Raw genomic sequence first — 16,549 nt, 5'->3', positions numbered from 1 at the left:
GCGATCTGGGACCAGATCACAGGCGCCGCCGGCCAGCCCACCACAGCTTGAGCCTAGGCTGACGCCTGGGCCAGCCACACCCTGACACCCCGTCAAACACCCATGTCCCCAACAACGTGACAGCGCCATTAGCGGAGAAGGCCGCATGCCTCGTTGCGGGTCGCCCAGGACCCGAGCCTTCTCCTGCGCCGTACTGGTGACGTAAGACGCGGAACCTCAGCGGACGCGGGAGGCTTCGGCAGGGACCGGGTCTTCCCATGAGCGGCGCAGCTCGCTGTTGGGTGCCTGGCGTGGCTGCGGCGACCTCGTCGAGCAGGAGCGTGCGGGCGGAGCGGTAGACGTGTCGCCAGGCGTTCCGTATCCCTGGCCTCCCGGCGTGGCTCCGGCGGCAGATACCGGCAAAGGTGAAGAAATGGTTCACGTAGCTGCCCTCGCCGCCGGCTGGAGACTGAGATGCGCGTGATGCTGGTTCATCCGAGTGCCCTGATGTACTCGGAGATTTTCCTGCGGCTGGAGCCACTGGGTTTGGAACGGGTGGCCGCGGCAGCGCGTGACGCCGGCCACGAGGTACGCGTCGTGGACCTCCAGGTGCTCTCCCGCGACCTGCTCGATCGCGAACTGGAGTCGTTCGCGCCCGAGGCCGTGGGCATCTCGCTGAACTACCTGGCCAACATCCCCGAGGCCATCGGGATCGCCCGCCACGCCAAGGCCGCCTCCCTCGGCTGTTTCGTCTTCCTGGGCGGCCACAGCGTCTCGTTCATCGCCGAGCATGTGCTGGAACAGGCCGAGGGCGCGGTCGACGCGATCGTACGCGGCGAAGGGGAGCCGACCGTCGAGCCGCTGCTGGCGGCGGCGCGCGACGGCGGGCTGGTGGACGTCCCGGGTGTCGTCTGCGCGCAGGGCCGGGGGCCGGCCCCGAAGCTGCTGGACAGCCTGGACACCCCCCGGCCCGCCCGCGACCTGATGCGCAAGCGCAACCGGTACTTCATCGGGGAACTGGACCCGTGCGCGTCGATCGAGTTCACCCGCGGCTGCCCCTGGGACTGCTCCTTCTGCTCCGCGTGGACCTTCTACGGGCGCAGCTACCGCAAGGCGTCCCCCGAGGCGGCCGCGGAGGAACTGGCGTCGATCCGGGAGCCCAACGTCTTCATCGTCGACGACGTGGCCTTCATCCGCCCCGAGCACGGACACGGCATCGCCGCCGAGCTGGAGCGGCGGCGCATCCGCAAGCAGTACTACCTGGAGACGCGCAGCGACGTCCTGCTGCGCAACGAGGAGGTCTTCGCCCGCTGGACCCGGCTCGGCCTGCGGTACATGTTCCTGGGCATGGAGGCCCTGGACGCCGAGGGGCTGGACCTCTACCGCAAGCGGGTAAGCCCGGACGACAACTTCAAGGCCCTGGAGACGGCCCGCCGGCTGGGGATCATGGTGGCCATCAACCTGATCGTCGACCCCGCCTGGGATGCGGAACGCTTCCGTCTCGTACGCGAGTTCGCCCTGTCCGTTCCCGAGATCGTCCACCTGACGGTGATGACGCCCTACCCGGGCACGGAGATCTGGCACACCGAGGCCCGCCAACTGACAACCCGCGACTACCGCCTGTTCGACATCCAGCACGCCGTCGTACCCACCACACTGCCCCTGGAGGAGTTCTACCGGGAACTCGTCCGCACACAGGCCGTACTGAACCGCAAGCACCTGGGGCTGCGCAGCGCTATCGGGGCCATGAGCGTGCTCGGCCGCAATCTCGTGCGCGGCCAGACCAACTTCGCGCGCATGCTGTGGAAGTTCGGCAGCGTCTACAACGTGCAGCGCCAGCTGGCGGACCACCACAAGCCCGTGCGATACGAACTGCCCCTGCCCCAGCACGGTGTCACTCCGCCCGCTCGGCAGGACCTGTTCATCCATACCAGGGCCGCCTCCCACCCCCGCACGCAGGCCGACCCGGAACCCGACGGCGTCTGACCCGGCACGCCCCGCCGCCCGGGTACACCTGCCGGACCACGCCGCACGTACTGGAGACTTGCGCGGAAGATCGAGGGGAGCGAACCCGACATGGGTGACTGGTCAACCAGACGCCCGGGCGGGAGGCTGCCGTGAGCGCGCGGGCCGGCGTGAACGGCACCGATCGCCCTTGCCGCCGCCGGGCGTAGCCGTGCCGTCGTGGTGTAGCTCCTGGACACAGGGTGGCGGCTGACGCCGCAGGGACGACAGTGATCAGTTCTGCATGTCGATGACCACCTTGACGTCGTCCGGCTGGTCCTCGAACGCCTCGGTGGCGTGTGTGAGCGGAACGCGCCTGGTGATCAGACGTTCCAGCCAGTTCCTGTCCGCCGTGGCCAGGGCGTCGGCGGCCTGCCGGAAGTGCTGCTGGTTGGCGTTGACGGAGCCGACCACGGCGTCGTTCTGCAGCACGATCTCCCGGTTGATGCTTCCGGCGTCCACTCCGATGCGGCGGCCGGCGGGGGAGACACCGGTCAGACACACCACTCCGTACGAGGCCGTGCCCGTCAGGGAGGCGAGGACCAGGGCGTCGGCTCCGGTGGCCTCGATGATGATGTCCGGGCACACCTCCTCAATCACCTTCTCGGCGTCGTCGGTGTGGTAGGTGGCACCGAGGTCCTGGACCAGCGCGGGTTTGGGGCCGCTGTCCACGCGGTCCAGAACGTGTACGTCCAGTCCGCGCTGAGTGCCGAGGAGGGCGGCCAGCAGGCCGATCGGCCCAGCACCGGTGACCAGAACCCGCTGTGGTTCGAACCAGGAGCGTCCGCCCACCCGCTCCACCTGTTCCCACGCCTTCGCCACGACCGAGGCCGGTTCCATCAGCACACCGACGGTCTCCAGGTGCGGCTGCAGCCTGACCGCGTACTCGGGCTCGACACACCACAGCTGGGCGCCGTAGCCGTCGAGCTCCTTGATGCCGCGTTCGGAGTAGCGGCCGTTGCGGCACATGTCGAACTCGCCGTGGGCGCACGCCCCGCAGGGCACGGGATCGGGGCGGCGTACCACTCCGGCCACCAGGTCGCCGACCGAGAAGCCGCTGCCTGCTGGGGCGTGCTCGACCCGGCCCAGTGACTCGTGTCCGAGAACGAGCCAGTCACGGCCGGGAGGCGCCCACCCGTACGCGCCGTCGACGATTTCGCGATCCGTCCCGCAGACGCCTACAGCCAGACCCCGCACCAGCAGCTCGCGGTCGGTCGGCGACGGATCCGGCAGCCGCCGCACATTCAATGAACCACGTCGGCCGGGCTGTACGGTCAGTGCATGCATGAGAGGCGTAGCCCTTTCCAGGATGTATCCGTAACGGGGTGGACGCCGAGTGGTCCGTCCAGTCCTATGCATACCTGTCTGGCGGGGAAGTAGGCCGGTGCGGCGGTGACCGGCGTATGCCCGGGGTGACACGTTGGAGTGCTCCTCGCGGTGCCGGTCACCGCCGCCGTCCTCGGTGGCGCCCGTGAACTGCGCTCGCGTCATGCGCTGTCCTGCCGGTAGCCCTCCGCGTGACCGCTCGCGGGCCGGCGCGACCTGCCGCCCCTCGCCTTCTGGGGTAGGTGTAGGGAATGTTCTTCGACTCCTGGTACGACATGCTTCGCGTGGCGGTCGTGACTGTGTGTGCCTATGCGGCACTGATCGTGGTGGTGCGGCTGTCGGGCAAGCGGACCCTGGCGAAGATGAACGCCTTCGACCTGGTGGTCACCGTGGCTTTGGGCTCGACACTGGCCACCATCCTCCTCAACCGCAGCGTGTCCCTGGCCGAGGGAATCCTCGGTCTGGCGCTGCTGGTGGTCCTGCAGTTCGTCAATGCCAAGACTGCCGTTCATTTCCGCGGATTCCGGCGGCTGATCAAGGCGGAGCCGACGTTGCTGCTGTGCGACGGACGCATGCTTACCGATGAGATGGCCCGGCAGCGGGTCACCGAGAGCGAGGTGCGCCAGGCGGTCCGCTCGCAGGGGATCGGTGCCCTCGAGGATGTCACCGCGGTGGTCCTGGAGACCGACGGCAGCTTCAGCGTCCTCAGCCGGTCCCAGACCGGCTCCGGCAGCTCTCTTCAGGACATCCGCAGGCCGTTGCAAGAGCAGCCGGGCAGGTGAAGCGAGAGTGAAACGCGGGAAGTAATGTGCATCGACTGCCAAGAGCAGCGCCGACCTGGCCGACTCTCGGGCAAAGGCCGCTCCGAAAGGCCGCCAAACGCTCAGGTGGCGTTCCGCGGTGCGACGTCGGCAGCAGAGGAGCACCCAGGAGGCGGGACGTGGCTCCGCCTTCTCTGCCCGAAGGTGGAACGTTCCGCGCTACGACCGTTCGGGTGCCGGGGCGATCAACACGATACGTCGTGATCGCGGCGGGGCACTCGCAGCTACATGCTGGATATTCTGCTGACCACGGTTGGTGTCCTGGCCCTGGTGGTGGCCGCTCTTTCGAAGCTCATCCAGCGGGCTCCGCTGACCGCCCCGCTGCTGGCCCTGCTGACCGGCGTTGCCTTCGGCCCGGCAGGACTCGGTGTCATTGACCTGCCCACCGTGGTGGAAGGGCACGAGGACTTGCACGAGACATGCCGCCTGCTCCTGGCCGTGTCGGTGATGGCGGTGGCCTTGCGTTACCGGTTCCGTAACGTGCGGGCGCAGGCCAAACCCGTGATGATCCTGCTGATCGTTGCCATGGCCGGGATGGCGCTGGTGACCACGGCGGTGTCGGCCGCCGCTCTCGGGGTCGGGCTGGGCACGGCGGCGTTGCTGGGTGCGGCCCTGTGCCCCACCGACCCGGTGCTGGCCTCGAGCGTCGTCACCGGCGAGCCCGCCGAGAAGACCGTCGCGGCGCGTACCCGGCAACTGCTCTCCCTTGAGTCGGGCGCCAACGACGGCCTTGCCCTGCCCCTGGTGCTCGCCGCGATCGCGATCACCGGGCCCCTGAGCGGCGGCGGAGCAGTGCTGGAGTCCCTCTGGCAGGTCGCGGGCGCAACCCTGCTCGGCGCGGCGATCGGCTGGCTGGGCGGCAAAGTACTGCAGGCCGCCGAAAAACACCGCACCATGCAGCCGGGCCCGCTGCTCCTCTACACCCTGATGCTCGCCCTGCTGGTGCTCGGCGTGTCAGGGCTGCTGCGCGTCGACGGTGTCCTGGCCGTCTTCGTCGCCGGACTCGTTTTCAACGCGACCAGTTCGGTCGACGAACGAACGGGCGAAAACAAGATCGATGAGGCAATCAACCGGTTCGCCGTCCTGCCGCTGTTCGTCGTGTTCGGCGCCATGATTCCCTGGCGGGAATGGGGGGAGCTGGGCTGGTGGCGCGGTCTGCTGCTGGTCCTGGGAGCACTGTTGCTGCGTCGTCTGCCGGTCGTGCTCGCCCTGAAGCGCCCCCTGTCCCTCACCTGGCGCGACGCGCTCTTCCTGGGCTGGTTCGGGCCCATCGGCGTCTCGGCCCTGTTCTATCTGACGCTGGAGGCCCACCGGCTCGGTGCCGATCCGCAGGTACTGGTCGCCGGGACGCTGGTCGTCGCCGCCAGCACCCTGGTGCACGGCGTCACCACCACACCCGGACTGACGGCCTACCGCAAAGCGGGCCTACAGACGAAGAAGCCCGAAAACAGCACCTGACCCTGACCACTCGGATCCATGCCGCGCCGGCCGTCTCTTTCAGAAGCATGACCGCCGCACAGCCCCAGCCCCTGGGATGTTCGACCGGACGAGCAAGCAGAAAGGGCACGTGCCTAAAAGGTTGAGAAAACGAGGAACGATGGCTCGTGCGGTGCCCCAGGGCGTCGGCGGGTACGTGACAGGCTCAGACTCTCAAGGGGCCGAGGCCGGGAGTGTTTGATCGACAGCGGGAGCATGCCAGGTGGTACTCGTCTTTGTCTTCGGTGTGGCGCTGCTGGTGGCGGTGCTGCTGTCCGGGCTGGCCGCCCGGTCTGTGCTGTCCACCTCGCTGCTGTTCCTGGCGGGCGGCGCGCTCGTCAGCGACGGCTTCCTCGGCCTGATCCACATCACCCCCGACAGCGACATCGTCCGGGTCACCGCCGACCTGGCGCTCTTCGCGGTGCTGTTCACCGACGGCATGCACGTCTCCTTGCCGGCCCTGCGCCGGGCCTGGCGCAACCCGGCCCGCGCGCTCGGGCTGGGCATGCCACTGGCCTTCCTCGGTGTCGCCCTGCTGACGCACTTCCTCGTCGGGTTGGACTGGACGACGTCCTTCCTGGTCGGCGCGGTGCTGGCGCCCACCGACCCGGTGTTCGCCTCAGCCATCGTGGGCCGAAAGGAGGTCCCCGCACGGCTGCGGCAGCTGCTCAACATCGAAAGCGGCGTCAACGACGGTCTCGCGCTGCCGTTCGTCCTGGTCTTCATCGCGGCCGCCGCTCCCGCCGGCCACGCCGAGGACGTCGGTTTCGCCCCGATCGCCGGTGAGCTCCTGCTCGGGCTGCTATTCGGCGTGGCCCTGCCGTCGCTGGTGCACTGGCTGGTCCGCTTCCGGCTGCTGGGCGCGGAACCCCGGCTGCAGCCCCTGCTGCCGTTGGCGGTCGGAGTCATCCTGTACGCGGCCTGCCATCTCACCCACGCCAATCCCTATCTGGCCGCGTTCTCGGCCGGCGCGGTGATCGCCGCGCTCGCACCCGAGGCCAAGGACGCCTTCGAGCCGCTGGGGGGAGCCCTGGCTGAGCTGGCCAAGTTCGCGGCACTGCTGGTCTTCGGCGCCCTGCTCACCCCGCACCTCTTCGGCGACCTGCCGATCGGCGGCTACGCGGTGGCGATCCTGTCCATCGTCCTCATCCGCCCGGCCTCCCTGCTGCTGTCCCTGGCAGGCACCGACTTCAACCGCAAGGAGAAACTCACCGCGGCCTGGTTCGGCCCCAAGGGCTTCGCCTCGGTGGTCTACGGACTGCTGGTACTCCAGGCCGACATCCCACAAGGCGAGAAGGCATTCACCCTGATCGCCGTCACCATCGCCTTCTCGATCATCGCCCACAGCAGTACCGACGTACCGATCGCACGGATCTTCGACGTCGAGGAACTGATCGGCCTCCCCGATGACGACAACACGCCACAGCACCGGCCACCACCCCACCACAGCGAAACCCACAGGCACGGCAGCAGGGGGCCCGACGGCCACCATGGCTGAACTCGGGCCTCGGGCCGCGCTGAGTGGCCTGTCGGGATCGCGCAGGTGGTCGCTGCGCGGATGAGGACGGCGGCGGGCACTGTCACGTTGACCGACCGGGTGGGATGATCTTCGAGTTGGTCATGCCGGGGAGGGGGCGTCCGTGGACAGCACGCCGCCGTCGTACAAGGGGCACCGGTACCCGGTCGAGGTCATCGCGCACTGCGTGTGGCTGTACTTCCGGTTCCCGCTCAGCTTCCGTGAGGTCGAGGAGCTGATGCTCGAGCGCGGCGTGCTCGTCTCCTACGAGACGGTCCGCCGCTGGTGCGCCAAGTTCGGGCTGGCCTATGCCGGCGCGCTGCGCCGCCGACAGCCCCGGCCCGGTGACAAGTGGCACCTGGACGAGATCTTCATCAAGATCAACGGAGAGCGGAAGTACCTGTGGCGGGCCGTCGACGCCGACGGAAACGTGCTCGACATCCTCGTGCAGAACCGGCGGGACACCGCTGCGGCCAGGCGGTTCTTCCGAACACTGCTCAAGAAAACCCGTACGGTGCCGCGGGTGATCGTCACGGACAAGCTGCGCTCCTACGGCGCGGCCCACCGCGAGGTGATGCCCTCGGCCGAGCACCGTGCCCACAAGGGCCTGAACAACCGGGCCGAGAACAGTCACCAGCCGACGAGGCAGCGCGAACGCGCGATGAAAGGCTTCCGCAGCGTCGGCGGAGCCCAGCAATTCCTGTCCGCGTTCAGCGGCATCTCACCCCACTTCCGACCCCGCCGCCACCTGATGACCGCCGCCCACTACCGCACCGAGATGACCACCCGCTTCGCCATCTGGGAGCAGGCCACCGGCGTCGCCGGCCGACCCGCCGAAGCCTGAGCACCAGCCCGAAACCCGGCCCCCACCACATCCCGACGCGCCGTCAGAGACTCACGCAGTCAACAACGTGACAGCGCCCGGTGAGCATGTCGGCCTGGAATCTCTCTCGCGCCTGCATTTTCGCCTGAAAACGTCGGTTGCGGACTTCGAGTAGGGGCGAGACGTAGCGCCCCGAGACGATCAGGGTGAGAAGGGACGTCGCGATGGCGATCAGCGCGGTCGTGCCCCATGAAGGCATCCAGTCAGGCATGAGCAGATTGTGGTGCCTTGCAGGCGGGCCCAGGGCCGCGATGGCGTCTACGTTCCGCCGCCGCGTGACGAACACCTCTGCGCTTCCTCGAACGGCGGCCGCCCCTCCAAGCTGACGCCGGACCTGATCGACGCTCTCGCCCGCGCCGTGAAGACAGGCAAGAACCGGGAGAACGCCGCCAAGTCCGCCGGGATCTCCCCAGACACCTTCGCTGTCTCTCTCACATGACCAACTTGCCTGACAAGCCCTTGGATACCTGCCAGACAAGCCCTGAATTCGGTACTTGACCTACTTGCCTGACAGTTAATCCGCACCCGAGATAATGCACGTACGCGGTGGCGTAGCTCTGGGCGGGGCGCGGTGTCGGGGGATACTTGAGGTAGCGGCGCCACGGCCCACGTCTTCCCGGTCTTCGAGGGAAAGAGGGCTTCTTGTTCTTCGAGGGGAAGGCGCTGGACCGTCGCTCTTGAACGAGACGGTCTCTGCCGATTGGCGGGGCCGCTTCATGTGTCTGCGCAGCTCAGCAATAAGGCTGCTTCATGGCTCCGACTACTATGCGAAGCGCCCCTGTCCCTGGCAGCTCCAATGCCAGGGACAGGGGCGCTTGTGTCTCTGCTCAGGCGGCCCAGCCGATGGAGGAGACGTTGGCGTACGCGTCGTACTCGGATCCGAGGTCTTGGATGATGTCGTCCCAGATGGCGTCGAGCTCCTGGACGTCGTCGTTCATCCAGGCGTCGACGGCGCGGTCCCAGATGCCGCTGCCGCGCACGTTGATGCTGCGGTTGGAGAGGTCCCGCTGGTGCCTGCCCTCTACGCGGGACTGGTCCACCGGGTTGATTTCGATGCGGGTGCCGCGACCGTTGTTGTTGAGACGCTTCTTCAGATCGGCGGCCACGTTGCGGCGGCGCAGGTCCCAGTACGCGGCATCCAGCCGGGACCGGTTCGCCTTGTTCGGAATGCGTTCTTCGGCGAGCCAGGCCATGAGGGTGCGGGGTGAGACGTGGATGCCGGCGCGGTCCATCGCCTCGTATCCGGCATCCGTCTTGGTGAGGTAGGACAGGCGGGCGGCGAGGCCGCGTTCGCTGTCGACGGGTGAGGCGATGCCGGTGACCATCTGCTCGATGGCGATGCCGAGGGCGTCCGCGCCCGGGATGCCCCGGGCGTTGAACATGCCCAGGTCCATCCAGCGGCCGGCCATCAGCGGGCCACCGTGCCGACGGTGTACTCACCGGAGGCTTTGGCGTCACTGTGCTTGACCTTCATCTGGGCCACGCCCCGGCCCTCGGGGAACACCTTCCGCCAGTCGCCCGTGACGTGGAGCTCGTCGGTGCCCATCATCGCGATGACATCGAGCCCGGCCTGGTGGGCCTTGTAGGCCTTGCCCCACAGGTTGGCGTAGGCCTGCGAGTGAATGATGTGCATCCAGTCAGGGCGCACCATCTCCCGGTTGTGGATGGACTCTCCCATCGTCGAGATGAACTTGCTGTACATCGCCTTGACGTACTCCAGGGTCAGCGTGTCCCGGTTCTCGATCGCCTCGTCCCGGGCGGCCGACAGCAGCTTGCGCAGCGCGTCCAGGAAGTTCTCCGTCGCACCGGAGGTCCACGACTCGTGGATGACCGGAGCCTCCGTCAGGCCGTACTTCGGACCCGACAGGCGCTGGAGCAGCCGCAGGGTGCTGTTGGTGACCCACAGGGCGCCGGGCTCATCGCGGTCACCGATCGGGTCCGGCAGATGCGGGTGCGACCACTCGCCCGGGGTGACCAGGTGGACCCCGGAGCGCTTCGGCTCGACACCGTCCGAGCCGGTGCTGTGCTCGAGTTTTCCGATCGGCAGCCAGCACTTGAGGGCGGACAGGTAGGCGGCGTTCACGTCCAGGGCGGTGACCTTGATGTCGCCCGGGGCGCGCAGGGAGTAGCCGGGGTGGTGGAAGCGGGGGCGGGCTTCCCAGATCTGGTCGGGGCCCTTCTTGGAGCGCTTCTTGAGGATGTCGGGGAGGGCCGGGTAGGCGGTGTAGTCGTAACGGCCCGTGGCCCGGGTCTCGTTGAACAGGTGCATTACATCGGGAATCGCCCGCTTGATCAGCGCCTTGAGCGCGGCTTCCTCGTCCCCACCGGCTCGCTCGGCCTCCTCCTGGACGGCGCGGCTGATGAGCAGGGTGGTGTCGGCCTGGGCGCGGGCGGCACTGCGGGCGCGGCGCTGCGGCCTGTTGGGCACGGGCGCCGGAGTCGGTGAGACGGGCGGGGGCGCAGGGGCGGCCGGAGCGGTGGCAGCGGGGCCGGCGGGCTGGCACATCGCTCCGGAGTGCAGGGGGCGGCCGTCCGTCGACTGATAGGTCGTCTCGATGCCGCACCGGATACACGGGCCGGGGTCTCCCTCGATGGCGCGCCCGTCCGGGCCGCGCAGCGTCTCCGGGGCCGCGACGAACGCGGGTGGGACGGGGGCGGGATCCGCAGTGGGTTCCGGGATGGCTGCGGGTGCGGGGGCGGCCGGGTAGATCTCCGCGAGGCCCTTCAGTAGGCGCAGGTACTCCAGTCGTCCGGGCGGGGTCGGCTCGGAGTGTCCGGTCTCCCAGTTGGCGACCGTGGTGCGCCCGACACCGACGGCTGCGGCGACCTGGGCGCGGGACAGGTTCGCGGCCTCTCGCAGGCGCTGGCGTTCGGCGGGGGGCGGGATAGAGGCGTTCAGCCGTGCTTCTTCGAGGAGCGCTTCGACGCTGTTCTCTTGGCTCATGCCGCGACCCTAGCGCATTTGGACGACTTCCGGCATCAGATTGGACGTCCAGTGACCAAGTTTTATGCGAGCGCGCTACGGTCGTTATCAGCACAACGAAACGGCGATGCGGCAAGCAACGGCGTCCGGTGCTTCGGATGCCGTTGATCTCGGGGAGTGGTGGATATGCAGGGCGCGATCTCGCTTCGGCCGCATCAGGTCGAGGCCGTGGACTCGATCATCGAGGGCCTGGCCCTCCCCGTGGACGGCTCCGTGCCCACCCAGGGGCAGCGCGGGCAGGTCCACATGTCCACCGGCTCGGGCAAGACGATCACAGCGGCAGTGGCCGCGCTGCGGATGGTTCCTCACGGCATGGTCGGCGTGCTCGTCCCGACGCTGGACCTGCTGACGCAGACCGTCGAGGCGTGGCGGGCGGTCGGACACACCGCCCCGGCCGTCGCGGTGTGCAGCCTCGGCGCCGATCCGCTGCTGGACGCACTCGACGTACGGTGCACGACCAACCCCACCCAGCTCGCCCTGTGGACCGGGGCGCAGGACGGGTCGGCGCTGGTGTTCGCGACGTATGCGAGCCTGTCCCCGCAGGGCCTGGACGACGACCAGGACGACGAGGAGGACAGCGCGGCACCGGGCGTGCTGGAACGCGCGCTGCGCGGCTCGTACGGGCAGCGGATGCGCCCCTTCGACCTGCTGGTTATCGACGAAGCCCACAGAACTTCCGGAGATGCCGCGAAGGCGTGGGCGTCCGTCCACGACCAGGCGCGCATCCCTGCGGAGCGACGGCTGTACATGACGGCCACCCCCCGGTTGTGGGAGGCCGCGCCCAGCAGTGCCGGCGCGGACGAGACCGGCGGGCGCTTGGTGGCGTCGATGGACGACGTCGATCTGTATGGCCCGGTGCTGTTCGAGTTCGGGCTGATGGAGAGCGTCGAGCGCGGCGTCCTGGCGCGGTTCGAGATCGACGTCCTGGAGATCCGGGACCCGCAGGCACCCGGACCGGACGCCACCGTGGAGGAGCGGCGGGGCCGGCGTCTCGCCGCGCTGCAAGAAGCCCTGCTCAAGCACGCGGACGAGTCGGGCGGCAGGTCATACATGACGTTCCACTCCCGGACCCTGGATGCGATGGCATTTGCCTGCGCACTGCCGGAGACAGCGGCCGAGCTCCACGCGACAGACCCCGTCGCCTACCCGGGGCGGGTCGGTGCTGACTGGCTGTGCGGCGAGCACCCCGCCGCGCACCGCCGACAGGTCCTGGGCCGGTACGCGGACGGTCTGGACGCGGATGGGTGGGTGACCGACCTGTCGTTCCTGTCCAGCTGCCGGGTGCTCGGTGAGGGCGTCGACATCCGGGGCAAGCGAGGTGTCGGCGCGGTCGTTTTCGCCGACACCCGCAGCTCGCCCGTGGAGATCGTCCAGATCATCGGGCGGGGCCTGCGCCAGGACCCCGGCGAGGGCAAGGTCAGCCGGATCATCGTCCCCGTCTTCCTGGAGCCGGGCGAGGACCCCTCCGACATGATGGCGTCCCCCAGCTACCGCAGCCTGGTCACTGTTCTCCAGGGGCTCAGGGCACATGACGAGCGAGCCATCGAGCGCATGGCGCTGAGCACCACGACCGCCCGGGGCCGGGCCACGTCCGTGGTCGCACTCGATCCGGTCCGCGAGGAAGGCGCCGACAGCGACGACGTCCAGGAGGAAGACGCCGACCACGACATCGAGGCGGCGGCCGGCACCAAGGGCCCCACGGGCGAGGAGACGGCAGAGGAAGCCGCAGAGGCCGGTACGGACGACGACGCGGCCGAGGGGGAACACGCGGGCGCCGGGGTGCCGTTGCTGCGGTTCCTCCTCCCCCGCGATCCCGGGGACGTCGCCCTGTTCCTGCGGACCCGGGTCCTGCATCCCGACTCCGAGGTCTGGCTCACCGGATACAACGCCCTGCGCCACTGGGTGAGCGAGCACGGCGACGCCCAGGTACCGCTCGACGTGTCCGTGGAGCGGGGCGAGGACGGCATCACGTATGCGCTGGGCGCATGGGTCAGCGAGCAGCGCCGCGCCTTCCGGCTCGGCACGCTGAAAGCCTGGCGGGCCGATCTCCTGAACGAGCTGGGCATGGTGTGGTCGGTCGCGGACGCCGGATTCTGGAAGAACCTCACCGCGGCTCGCGCCTACCACGCCACGCACGGCAGTCTCGCCGCTCCGAAGGACGCCGTGGTCCAGGGGGTGGCGGTCGGTCAGTGGCTCGCCAATTTGCGCAAGGCCGGCGGGCTCGGCAAGGACGAGGAGAGGGCCGGGGAACGGCGGGCGGCGCTGGAAGCCATTGACCCGGAGTGGAACCCGGGATGGTCGGTGGAGTGGCAGCGCCACTACGCCACCGCCCGCGCCCTCCTGACAGAGGAGGCCGGGCTGACCGAGGTCCTGCCCGGTGTCGTCGTCCACGGCTGCGACGTCGGCGCCTGGATCAACCGGCAGCGCGAACACACCGTGTGGAAGGCGCTGCTGCCCGAGCAGCGGCAGCGGCTCGAAGCGCTGGGGCTGACACCGCTGCCCGCGCCGGCCGCCAAGAGGAAGACGGCGGTGGCGGCCGGGGCGTTCGAGCGGGGTGTCCTCGCGCTGGAGCAGTACCGGGCCCGGACCGGAAGTGTGACCGTACCCCGAGCCCACATCGAAACCGTGGTCGTCGACGGCGAGGAACACCCCGTGAAGCTGGGGGTATTCCTCGCGAATTCCAAGACCCGCCGGGCCAAGCTCACCGCCGACAAACTCGCCGCGTTGGCCGGCCTCGGGCTGGAATGGGCGGCCGCGGAAGGAGCGGCGTCATGACCACGCCCGCACCAGCGCCTTCGCGGAGGCGAAGAAGGTCATCTCGTTCGTGCTGTCCGACCCCGGGGTGCAGGAGGCGCGGGCACAGGTAGAGGCGGCGGAGACAGAGCTCGGCATGGAGCTGCGCGCCCGCCTCCAGCCGTTCCAGGACCGCTACGACCAGGCCCGTGGCGGAAGGCGACGCGGGCCCGGCTCACCGAGGTCTGCGCGGGCAAGCACGGCCGCTGGGGACGGATCTGCGTCCTGCCCGACGGGCACGAGACCTCGATGGAAGAACCCCACTGGGGCCGCAACAGCGAGGGCCTGCCGATCGCGTGGGTGGGCAGCGCACCTGACGACTGGTGAGCAGCGGCGCGATCGCCTCACCGCCCAGCAGCACGAGCAGCTCGCCACACCCCACGATTCGGAGAACTGATCATGCACGACCACCCCAAGGCCGCTGAGTACCTCGCCACCGCTGGGCGGGAACTCGCGGACGCCCGAGCCGCGCTGGCCGCAGCCCTGGCCCAGGGCACCGCACAGGACCTCGTCGACCGGTACACCGGAGCCCTGTTCGACGCCATCCGGATCTGGCAGCTCAGCATGTGGGGGCCCGACTACGTCGACCCTGTCGACGGACCGCCCGCCTACCTCACGGCCCTTGCCCCGCCACCGGGAGAGATCACCCCGCAGACCGTCGCGGCGACCCTGGACGAGATCGCCCGCCGAGAATTCCCGGACCACGCCTGATGGGCACCCATCACTTGCCCGCTGCCCTCGTCATCGCGTCCACCCTCACCGGGGGCTACCTCCTGGGCCGCTTACGTCCCTGGCAGCGCCTCGGCTACTGGGCTGAGGACCAAGTCCGCTACACCGGCAGCTGGGCGCGGGGCGGGCGAGGCCGGCAGGCCGTCGTCGTCCTCACCGCGCCGCGCACCAGCTGGCGCATCATGCGCACGCCCCCGGCCGGCCTGCGGGAGCCCACCCCCGTACGCGACCCCGACTGGGTCACCAGTCGCACTGACCAGGGAAAAACCACGTGACCACCAACGACACCGAGCAGAGGAACGACATGATGAAGAGCCCAGCGATGCCGAGATCCGAGTGGAGGTGCGCCGGGAGGTCACCGGTCTGGCCTACGAGCAGTTGGGCGAGCTGATCGCTACCGAGGAGAACGAGACACCGGCGGGTCGCGGCGGACACCGGACAGCGGTACGAATGACGGAGCTACGGCGTATCCGGAACCTGGTGGTTCAGCAGCCCTTCACCTACGACGACGGGTACACCCCGGCCGGAGACCCGGAGGAGCGCGAGCAGGGCCACCCTGCGTCCGGCTGGGTACGGCCGCCCGAGCGGCGGGGATTCTACCAGGTTCTGGCCCGGTGCACCCGCCCGGAGCACCCCGGAGCCTCCGAGGTGATCAGCCTGACCGCCGCCCGCTCGGTCGAGGAAGCCGCGGAGGAGGTCCGCCGCGCGAAGGAGGGCAATCTCTAAGGGCCGCCGGGCCTGTACCGGATCATGGAGGTCTTCGAGGACACCCCGGCGACCTCCGCACGGCACATGCAGGACGCGCGCTCACAGGCAGCCGCCGAGATCGGACAGGCTGCGGCTGCCGTGGCCGACGCGTACGAACCCGCACCCGAAACTGCTGACCTGTACGCGGTGCTGAGCGACTTCTTCTACCGGACCGTCGTCCACTCCTGGCACCTCGCGCACCCCGGCGACCCGGGCGACGAAAGCACACCCCGGCAACCAGCCGGCTGCGACCACGCCCGCAACCTGGCCCGCCTCCTCCTGGCCCACCTAGACGCCCTGGACACACCTCTGACCACCCCGCCCGGAAGGAGCGCGCACCGTACGCATTCCTGAGGCAGCATCAGGGCAGGTCAGCAAGCCGCAGCTTCCCGCCGATCGGCGGGAAGCTGGCGAAACTGAAGTGTTCCGTGCGCCAACCGCGCTCTGGGCCACCGCACGGGAGATTTCAGTTCCCAGGTCGCGGAGGCCGGGCCTCGCCCGTGACCGGCCCCGCAGCCGGTCGTTACCCAGGCAGGCACCTGCCCGCTCCGCCCCCATGAACGGCAGGACCCCCGAATGCCCCGCACCTTCAGGTGCGGGGCATTCGACGTACGAACGCGTCTGGACCGCGTGGGGCGGCGAGAGCGGTGTAGAGGCCGAGTACCACCACATCGGCGAGCCGGTCCTGCCCGCCTCCGGCTGACCTGCTGGGCGCTATAACGGCGTTGCCCGCCCCGGAGGGCCCCGGGGCGGGCAACGCCGTTGCAGGTGGAGCGCTCAGCGCTTGATGGTGACGCAGGGCCTCCGGTCGTGGCCCCTGAATTCCACGCAGAGCTGGGAACGGTGCGGGAAGTTCTGGTTGATCTTCCATGCCGCGTACTCGTGCCGGTAGCCGCGCGCCTCCTTGGAGGAGGTGTACTTCCACGCCCGCACCATCCGGACGTAGCTACCGCCCTTCCAGAGACTGACCCGCGCCCGCGCGCCGGCCTCCCAACCGTCCAAGGTCGCCCGGACCTCCCGCACCCGGAGCCCTTCCCCGATGACCCCGATACCGACCGGCCCGTCATCAGCGGTCCCACTGGCGTTCGCGGGGGCCTGCCCCAGACATCCCAGAGCCATCACGGAGACCGCAGCACACATGATCTTTCGCATGACGTGCCCAACGGACCTCACCCCCGCGAGGCAACGAGGGTAGGTCGTTCTCACCCGTGAGAGCGACTGCCCCGACCACACCGGCCGGAACAGCGGCGAGGCATGATGTGCGGTGCCGGACCGGCGAACACTCCTCGCCG

The 16,549-nt window shown here is 69.3% G+C and carries 17 protein-coding genes; 12 read left to right on the top strand and 5 right to left on the bottom strand.

The genetic code is table 11. The annotated features are described in order from the left end of the window. Window positions 1–453 precede the first annotated feature (453 nt). Window positions 454–1,965 carry a hopanoid C-3 methylase HpnR gene (gene hpnR / locus ACF1FZ_RS32705; RefSeq protein WP_391777017.1) on the top strand — a complete coding sequence of 504 codons (1,512 nt, stop codon included), beginning with the start codon at window positions 454–456 and terminating at the stop codon, window positions 1,963–1,965. Window positions 1,966–2,217: 252 nt separating this feature from the next. Here the strand turns inward: hpnR and ACF1FZ_RS32700 are convergent, their stop codons facing one another. Beyond that, window positions 2,218–3,270, bottom strand: a complete 1,053-nt coding sequence (locus ACF1FZ_RS32700; protein ID WP_391777016.1) for a glucose 1-dehydrogenase — start codon at window positions 3,268–3,270, stop codon at window positions 2,218–2,220. A gap of 290 nt (window positions 3,271–3,560) precedes the next feature. On the opposite strand from ACF1FZ_RS32700, the gene ACF1FZ_RS32695 reads away from it, so the two are divergent. From ACF1FZ_RS32695 to ACF1FZ_RS32680, 4 genes are all read left to right on the top strand, one after another. After that, on the top strand, window positions 3,561–4,091 hold the full coding sequence (locus tag ACF1FZ_RS32695; RefSeq protein WP_391777015.1) for a DUF421 domain-containing protein: 531 nt from the start codon (window positions 3,561–3,563) through the stop codon (window positions 4,089–4,091). Window positions 4,092–4,358: 267 nt separating this feature from the next. Further along, window positions 4,359–5,588 carry a cation:proton antiporter gene (locus tag ACF1FZ_RS32690; protein WP_391777014.1) on the top strand — a complete coding sequence of 410 codons (1,230 nt, stop codon included), beginning with the start codon at window positions 4,359–4,361 and terminating at the stop codon, window positions 5,586–5,588. A gap of 241 nt (window positions 5,589–5,829) precedes the next feature. After that, a complete protein-coding gene (locus tag ACF1FZ_RS32685) occupies window positions 5,830–7,104 on the top strand; it encodes a cation:proton antiporter (RefSeq protein WP_391777013.1) in 1,275 nt (424 codons plus the stop codon). A 142-nt stretch (window positions 7,105–7,246) separates the two neighbouring features. Next, entirely contained in the window at window positions 7,247–7,966 is a 720-nt protein-coding gene (locus tag ACF1FZ_RS32680) for an IS6 family transposase (RefSeq protein WP_391777012.1), read from the top strand. 43 nt (window positions 7,967–8,009) lie between these two features. Here the strand turns inward: ACF1FZ_RS32680 and ACF1FZ_RS32675 are convergent, their stop codons facing one another. Beyond that, window positions 8,010–8,216 carry a hypothetical protein gene (locus ACF1FZ_RS32675; protein WP_391777011.1) on the bottom strand — a complete coding sequence of 69 codons (207 nt, stop codon included), beginning with the start codon at window positions 8,214–8,216 and terminating at the stop codon, window positions 8,010–8,012. Window positions 8,217–8,225: 9 nt separating this feature from the next. Between ACF1FZ_RS32675 and ACF1FZ_RS32670 the strand changes: the two genes are divergently transcribed. Beyond that, a complete protein-coding gene (locus ACF1FZ_RS32670) occupies window positions 8,226–8,444 on the top strand; it encodes a hypothetical protein (protein ID WP_391777010.1) in 219 nt (72 codons plus the stop codon). 388 nt (window positions 8,445–8,832) lie between these two features. Here ACF1FZ_RS32670 and ACF1FZ_RS32665 read toward each other — a convergent pair whose 3' ends face one another. Both ACF1FZ_RS32665 and ACF1FZ_RS32660 read right to left on the bottom strand, forming a co-directional pair. After that, window positions 8,833–9,414, bottom strand: coding sequence for a transcriptional regulator (locus ACF1FZ_RS32665; protein WP_391777009.1), 582 nt, complete (start codon window positions 9,412–9,414; stop codon window positions 8,833–8,835). Further along, entirely contained in the window at window positions 9,414–10,949 is a 1,536-nt protein-coding gene (locus ACF1FZ_RS32660; protein WP_391777008.1) for a helix-turn-helix domain-containing protein, read from the bottom strand. Before ACF1FZ_RS32660 ends, ACF1FZ_RS32665 begins: the two co-directional genes overlap by 1 nt. 165 nt (window positions 10,950–11,114) lie before the next feature. On the opposite strand from ACF1FZ_RS32660, the gene ACF1FZ_RS32655 reads away from it, so the two are divergent. The 6 genes from ACF1FZ_RS32655 (at window position 11,115) to ACF1FZ_RS32630 (ending at window position 15,960) form a co-directional block, all read left to right on the top strand. Continuing rightward, window positions 11,115–13,763, top strand: a complete 2,649-nt coding sequence (locus ACF1FZ_RS32655) for a Helicase associated domain protein (protein ID WP_391777007.1) — start codon at window positions 11,115–11,117, stop codon at window positions 13,761–13,763. Window positions 13,764–14,180: 417 nt separating this feature from the next. Then, the gene (locus ACF1FZ_RS32650; protein WP_391777006.1) at window positions 14,181–14,492 is read left to right on the top strand and encodes a hypothetical protein; all 312 of its coding nucleotides are present in this window, start codon (window positions 14,181–14,183) and stop codon (window positions 14,490–14,492) included. Next, the gene (locus tag ACF1FZ_RS32645) at window positions 14,492–14,785 is read left to right on the top strand and encodes a hypothetical protein (RefSeq protein WP_391777005.1); all 294 of its coding nucleotides are present in this window, start codon (window positions 14,492–14,494) and stop codon (window positions 14,783–14,785) included. Before ACF1FZ_RS32650 ends, ACF1FZ_RS32645 begins: the two co-directional genes overlap by 1 nt. Window positions 14,786–14,846: 61 nt before the next feature. Continuing rightward, window positions 14,847–15,236 (top strand): hypothetical protein, encoded by a 390-nt coding sequence (locus tag ACF1FZ_RS32640; RefSeq protein ID WP_391777004.1) that lies wholly within the window; start codon window positions 14,847–14,849, stop codon window positions 15,234–15,236. Window positions 15,237–15,260: 24 nt separating this feature from the next. Then, entirely contained in the window at window positions 15,261–15,611 is a 351-nt protein-coding gene (locus ACF1FZ_RS32635) for a hypothetical protein (protein ID WP_391777003.1), read from the top strand. Window positions 15,612–15,813: 202 nt separating this feature from the next. Continuing rightward, window positions 15,814–15,960, top strand: coding sequence for a hypothetical protein (locus ACF1FZ_RS32630; RefSeq protein ID WP_391777002.1), 147 nt, complete (start codon window positions 15,814–15,816; stop codon window positions 15,958–15,960). Between the two features lie 74 nt (window positions 15,961–16,034). Here the strand turns inward: ACF1FZ_RS32630 and ACF1FZ_RS32625 are convergent, their stop codons facing one another. Then, window positions 16,035–16,409, bottom strand: coding sequence for a hypothetical protein (locus ACF1FZ_RS32625; protein WP_391777001.1), 375 nt, complete (start codon window positions 16,407–16,409; stop codon window positions 16,035–16,037). Window positions 16,410–16,549 lie beyond the last annotated feature (140 nt).

Origin of the sequence: Streptomyces sp. NPDC014623 (assembly GCF_043088245.1) — a bacterium.
Taxonomy (GTDB): domain Bacteria; phylum Actinomycetota; class Actinomycetes; order Streptomycetales; family Streptomycetaceae; genus Streptomyces.
Note: the sequence above shows the minus strand (reverse complement) of the source record. Positions and strands in the feature narration are given on the sequence as shown.